Here is a 1114-nt window from a genome sequence, read left to right as displayed (position 1 = left end):
TGTTCTGTCCGGGGAGGTTGTGGACAGGTGAGCCAGGTCTCGGCTGAGAGATCTTGAACGGGTGAGGGCCTTCCGGGTTCGGTGTGGATTGCGACGTCTACACCAACCAGAAAGGCCCTCGTGGTCCACCGTAATGCACCCCTGACCGAGACCGGCCGCCTGCGTCTGGCGCGATGCGTGGTCGAGGACGGCTGGCCGCTTCGGCGGGCCGGTGAACGCTTCCAGGTCTCGTCCACCACGGCCCAACGGTGGGCCGATCGTTACCGCCGGCTCGGCGAGGCGGGCATGGCCGACCGCTCGAGCCGGCCCCACCACAGCCCTGGCCGCACTCCGACCCGCACCGAGCGACGGGTCATCAAGGTTCGCCTGGCGCGCAGGTGGGGACCGGCCCGCATCGCGCACTTTCTGCACCTGGTGCCTTCGACCGTGCACCGCGTCCTGACCCGCTACGGACTGGCCCGCCTGGCCCATCTCGACCGGGCCACGGGCCGCGTCGTGCGCCGCTACGAACGCGAGCGGCCCGGCGAACTGGTGCATGTGGACATCAAGAAGCTGGGCAACATCCCCGACGGCGGCGGGCACAAGGTCCACGGCAGGGCCCAGGGCGGCCGAAACAGCTCTGCGCACCGCGACCCCGCCCGGCCCCGCACCGTCCACGGCCGGCCCAACCTCGGCTACAGCTACCTGCACACCGCCGTCGACGACCACTCCCGCCTGGCTTACAGCGAGATCCATGCGGACGAGAAGAAGGAGACCGCCACCGGCTTCTGGCAACGGGCCCACGCCTTCTTCACCCAGGCCGGGATCACCGTCGAACGGGTGCTGACCGACAACGGCTCCTGCTACCGCTCACATGACTGGCGCGATGCCCTGGCAGCAGCCGGGATCGTCCACAAGCGAACCCGGCCCTACCGACCCCAGACGAACGGCAAGGTCGAACGCTTCAATCGCACCCTGCTGGACGAGTGGGCCTACGCCCGCCCCTACCGGTCAGAAGCCGAGCGCCGCGAAGCGTTCCCGCAGTGGCTGCACACCTACAATCACCACCGCGGACACACCGCGCTGAAAGGGCAACCACCCGCCAGCCGCGTCCCCAACCTCACGGGTCAGTACA

1 protein-coding gene is annotated in these 1114 nt (G+C 69.2%); it reads left to right on the top strand.

The features are described 5' to 3' along the window. Nucleotides 1-120: 120 nt before the first annotated feature. A partial coding sequence (locus IE251_RS40460; RefSeq protein WP_189757928.1) for an IS481 family transposase occupies nt 121-1114 on the top strand: 994 nt, incomplete at its 3' end.

The sequence above is a fragment of the Streptomyces eurythermus genome, from assembly GCF_014649115.1.
In the GTDB taxonomy this organism is placed as follows: domain Bacteria; phylum Actinomycetota; class Actinomycetes; order Streptomycetales; family Streptomycetaceae; genus Streptomyces; species Streptomyces eurythermus.
This window is presented reverse-complemented; position numbering and strand designations above follow the sequence as displayed.